This is a genomic window from Dapis purpurea BLCC-M126 (assembly GCF_050015975.1).
Classification (GTDB): domain Bacteria; phylum Cyanobacteriota; class Cyanobacteriia; order Cyanobacteriales; family Microcoleaceae; genus Trichodesmium.
This window is the reverse complement of sequence record NZ_JBNHER010000173.1, coordinates 1-4,921: the sequence shown is the minus strand read 5'-3', so window position 1 is coordinate 4,921 and position 4,921 is coordinate 1. Positions and strand designations below refer to the sequence as shown.

4 protein-coding genes are annotated in these 4,921 nt (G+C 34.4%); 1 reads left to right on the top strand and 3 read right to left on the bottom strand.

Annotated elements, in window-relative coordinates:
* Nucleotides 1-370: 370 nt before the first annotated feature.
* The 3 genes from ACP6PL_RS15490 to apcB form a co-directional block, all read right to left on the bottom strand.
* Nucleotides 371-1,057 carry a hypothetical protein gene (locus ACP6PL_RS15490; RefSeq protein WP_426546162.1) on the bottom strand — a complete coding sequence of 229 codons (687 nt, stop codon included), beginning with the start codon at nucleotides 1,055-1,057 and terminating at the stop codon, nucleotides 371-373.
* On the bottom strand, nucleotides 1,038-1,922 hold the full coding sequence (locus ACP6PL_RS15485; RefSeq protein ID WP_426546161.1) for a TlyA family RNA methyltransferase: 885 nt from the start codon (nucleotides 1,920-1,922) through the stop codon (nucleotides 1,038-1,040). Before ACP6PL_RS15485 ends, ACP6PL_RS15490 begins: the two co-directional genes overlap by 20 nt.
* A gap of 418 nt (nucleotides 1,923-2,340) precedes the next feature.
* Complete coding sequence (apcB, locus tag ACP6PL_RS15480) at nucleotides 2,341-2,850, bottom strand: allophycocyanin subunit beta (protein WP_426546160.1); 510 nt, start codon at nucleotides 2,848-2,850, stop codon at nucleotides 2,341-2,343.
* Between the two features lie 362 nt (nucleotides 2,851-3,212).
* On the opposite strand from apcB, the gene glnA reads away from it, so the two are divergent.
* Nucleotides 3,213-4,634 carry a type I glutamate--ammonia ligase gene (glnA, locus tag ACP6PL_RS15475; protein WP_426546159.1) on the top strand — a complete coding sequence of 474 codons (1,422 nt, stop codon included), beginning with the start codon at nucleotides 3,213-3,215 and terminating at the stop codon, nucleotides 4,632-4,634.
* The last annotated feature ends 287 nt before the right edge of the window (nucleotides 4,635-4,921 follow it).

Below are 4,921 nucleotides of genomic sequence, written 5' to 3'. Positions count from 1 at the left end.
AGATGAATCAGATTTTTATTTCTAATTTGTCAATCTTTTCCCATTCATGAAGATACTGAATTTTGGCAGAAATGCAGAGATTAATTTGCCGAGAAACTTCTATTGCGTATATCGCAATAGAGATGAATCAGATTTTTATTTCTAATTTGTCAATCTTTTCCCATTCATGAAGATACTGAATTTTGGCAGAAATGCAGAGATTAATTTGCCGAGAAACTTCTATTGCGTATATCGCAATAGAGATGAATCAGATTTTTATTTCTAATTTGTCAATCTTTTCCCATTCATGAAGATAATGAATTTTGGTAGAAATGCAGAGATTAATTTCGATTGGAGGTACTGATAACTGATAATTTAAATGACTCCTGCTTCAACATTTAACAATCCTTAAACCTTCTCTAAAGTGAAAAATTGTAGTTACTACTGCTATAACAAAATAAAAGATTCTAATTATCCAAAAACATAAACTCATGCTCCAAGAAATTACTCCCGGAGGAACTCCAATTAACCGGACAAACTTGGAATTAACACTTTTCTCTAATCTATCTAAATTGTTAATCTGTAATTTTTTATCAGGGAGAATCGGAAATTGGGCAGTATATAAATAGAAGCCATATATACCATCGTTTCCTACTCTTTGATTTAAAAATGAATTAGTTAGTAATTCAGCTTGATTAAATGATAAATTATCATTCTTTGCTACCTGCTCTACCCAGATATCATATCTCACCATTTGAGTTGTGATAAAAATTATTGGAACCAAAATTATCAATAAAATCGTGCTGACATAACGACCCAAATATTTAGGTAAAAAAACAGTTGCCAAACCAAAACCCATTCCCACTACCGCAAAAGCAATAATATTAAAAAGTTCAACTATTTCTATTCCTCTTAAAAAATCACCGAAGACTATTAAACTATATAAAAAATTATCAGCTAATTTAACAGATATTATTTTTGCTGAAACTATCGTGCTAAAAATAAACGAAGTGCAAAATATGTAAATAGATAGTTTAATAAAGAAAATAAAAAATATACTAATTTTTCGGATGAACATGGCAATTTATAGAAGAACTATGATTAAATTCTTGTTGAGCTAATTTTGTGATGTTAGCGATCGCCGACCTATCAGGTAAAAGTTCACTTTCAAGATTTAACCATAATAAATATTCTATATTACCAGCCGGACCTTGTATGGGAGACCAAGTTAAACCAGCATATTTCCATCCTAAATTATTAGCACTACAACATACCTGAAAAATTGCCTCGGCTTGGTCAAAAGAGGAACGAACTACACCTTTTTTTCCTACTCGTTCTTTTCCTACTTCAAACTGAGGTTTTACCAACAAAATTGTCTCACTAGGTGGAATAATTAATTGCCATAGAGCAGGTAAGATTTTAGTGAGAGAAATAAAAGAAACATCAACTACAGCTAAACTCGGATATATTTCTGTTGCATTTTCTTGTAATTCATAATTCAATATTATTGAATCACCATATAATTCTTCAGGAGTTAAATAACGCAGATTAGTTCTCTCTTTCAAAATTACTCTAGGGTCGTTACGCAACTTCCAGTCAACTTGTCCGTAACCTACATCAATACCATAAATTAATTTAGCACCTGCTTGTAATAAACAATCTGTAAATCCTCCCGTAGATATGCCACCATCAAGACATATTCTGTCAGAAATAGGAATAGAAAAATACTCTAATGCCTTCGCAAGTTTATACCCTCCCCTAGAAACATATAAAGATTTTTGTTTAACCTTAATATCTGCCTTTAAGTCAACTTCAGTTCCTGGTTTATCAATTATTTGTTGATTTACCATTACTTCTCCTGCTCTAATCAAAACCTGAGCTTTTTGTCGAGAAGTACATAAATTTCGTTCTACCAATAAAACATCTAATCTTTGTTTAGCCACAAATTTTAATTATTAACTACCTATCAGCTTTTAGCATTTCCTTTCAGGAATACTCCGCAAACAACTAGCTTCCTAGGTCAGAACTGCGTCAACAGCTTTTTGAGTTGTTAAAATCCGCTTCATTAATCTCAAAAAAATCAAAACAATTAAACTGATTACTAAGTTCTGAAAAAACTGTAGGGATTTGGTTTACAAATTCCATTTGGGCACTTGGTAATGAATAATTATTAATTATTCATTATTAATTAAACAACTATCAGCTTTTTGAGTTGTTAAAATCCGCTTCATTAATCTCAAAAAAATCAAAACAATTAAACTGATTACTGAGTTCTGAAAAAAATTGTAGGGATTTGAAAATCAAATCCCATTTTTGCGCTTGGTAATAAATAATTATCAATTATCCATTATCCATTATTAATTAAATATCCTTTTCCGCCAACTCGCTAATTAAATGATCGAAGGGTTCCGCTAAAAAAGCACCAGTTGGAATACCTGCTGCCTCTACCTCAGACTTAACCAATTCTTTCATAATACCAATACCTATCACAGTAGGTCCAATAGGTACTCCTAAAGAATTATAAGTTTCCCGAAGCCCCTGCAGGACACGCTCATCCAAAACGTCTGTATTACCTGCTACTAAAGCATAAGTAGCATAGCGTAGATAATAATCCATATCCCGCAGACAAGCTGCATAACGACGAGTTGTATAAGCATTACCACCGGGACGAATTAATTCTGGTTGTTGTGCAAACAAAGTAACTGCAGCTTGTTTAACCAAACTAGCTGCCTGAGAATTAATTACTGTAGCAGCTTGTACTCGTGCAGTACCAGTTTCAAAATAAGACTTTAATTGATCGACCCCATCTCGATCTAAATAACGACCCTTAGAATCGTAATTTTCTATTAAGCTAGTGACAGTGTCCCGCATAAAATCAATCTCCCAACAATTTCTTAAACATTCCATATTAGCCTACTATAAATTGACACCTAGCAGAATCATTAGAGTAGGCCAGAGAAATATAGTAACATTCGATACAAAAACTCAACAATTTTAATTCTTATTATTAGCCAGATGTATTCTTATTAGAGCTAATTACAGTCAGTCTTAGAGCGCTGTCTGTCTTCGATGTGCTGTCTATAGTCTCAGTTAAAGCAATATAGAACGCCAGATGTAACGTTAATACAATTTCAATTTGTTACTTTGTGACCTTTTGTCAAAGTTTTATGGAGCAGTAGCAGCAGCTATTAAGCCTGTTAAGAAAATCAAAATTTAAAATTTAGGAGCTAATAATGGCACAAACCGCTCAAGATGTGTTGAACTGGATTAATAATGATGACATTCAAGTTATTGATTTGAAATTCATCGACCTACCTGGTATTTGGCAACATTTAACAGTTCACAAAAGCCAAATTGATGAAAGTTCTTTCACAGATGGAGTTGCCTTCGACGGTTCCAGTATTCGTGGCTGGAAAAATATTAACGAGTCAGACATGATGATGGTACTCGATCCAACTACTGCTTGGATTGACCCTTTTATGGCAGAACCTACATTAAGTATTACCTGTAGTATTAAAGAACCCAGAACTGGTGAATGGTATAGTCGTTGTCCTAGAGTTATTGCTCAGAAAGCAGTTGATTATTTAAGAACAACAGGCATTGGAGATACAGCATTCTTTGGTCCTGAAGCTGAATTTTTTGTATTTGAAGATGCTCGTTTCGACCAAACAGAAAATAAAGGATACTACTATGTTGATAGTGTAGAGGGTCGTTGGAACTCTGGTCGTGAAGAAGATGGAGGTAACAAAGCCTATAAACCAGGTTACAAACAAGGCTACTTCCCTGTATCTCCTACAGATACCATGCAAGACCTACGGACAGAAATGCTCTTAACAATGGCTAAGTGTGGAGTTCCCATTGAGAAACATCACCACGAAGTAGCTACTGGTGGTCAAAATGAATTAGGCTTCCAGTTTGGTACATTGCTAGAAGCTGCGGATAACTTGATGATTTATAAGTATGTCATCAAAAATGTGGGCAAAAAGTATGGCAAGACTATCACTTTTATGCCTAAACCTATTTTTAATGATAATGGTTCTGGGATGCACTGTCACCAGTCAATCTGGAAAGAGGGACAGCCTTTATTCTGGGGAGATGGTTATGCTAACTTGAGTAAGATGGCTCTTAATTATATTGGTGGTATCCTCAAGCACGCTCCAGCAATATTAGCTTTCTCTAATCCTTCTACTAATTCTTACAAGCGATTAGTTCCTGGTTTTGAAGCTCCGGTAAACTTAGCTTATTCTCAAGGAAACCGTTCTGCTTCTGTTCGGATTCCTTTAAGTGGTACTAATCCTAAAGCAAAACGACTAGAATTCCGTTGTCCTGATGCTAGTTGTAACCCATATATGGCTTTTGCAGCAATGCTTTGTGCTGGTATTGATGGGATTAAGAATGAAATTGATCCAGGTGCATCTTTAGATGTGGATATTTATGACCTCAGTCCTGAAGAGTTGAGTAAGATTCCTTCCACCCCTGGTTCCCTAGAAGGTGCTTTAGAAGCTTTGGAAAAAGACCATGAGTTTTTGACTACTGGTGGAGTATTTACGGAAGATTTGATTCAAACTTGGATTGAGTACAAGTTGGATAATGAGGTTAACCCCATGCGTCTACGTCCTCATCCTTATGAATTTTCTCTATACTATGATTGCTAAATCATCATAATAGTAATTTCATTTTATGGTGGTTTAACTTTAGATTGAGACAAGTATTTCTTGCTATGAAAGGTTTTTAACCTCAAAAGTGTTTCATTTTTGAATTAAATGACTATATTAGCTTTCCCAAGGGAAGGCTATTTTTTTTGCCTTTCATATCAAATCCCCTTGCTTTCTATAATACCAATTTATAGCAGTTTTCATTAATATAGAGTACAGAGATTTGCGTTTAAAGGAAGAAGGAAGAAGGAAGAAGGAAGAAGGAAGAAGGAAGAAGGAAGAAGGAA

Bases quoted from the DNA above. Each gene is read 5' to 3' on its own strand.
- glnA (WP_426546159.1), top strand. From the start codon at position 3,213: ATGGCACAAACCGCTCAAGATGTGTTGAACTGGATTAATAATGATGAC.
- ACP6PL_RS15490 (WP_426546162.1), bottom strand. From the start codon at position 1,057: ATGTTCATCCGAAAAATTAGTATATTTTTTATTTTCTTTATTAAACTA.
- apcB (WP_426546160.1), bottom strand. From the start codon at position 2,850: ATGCGGGACACTGTCACTAGCTTAATAGAAAATTACGATTCTAAGGGT.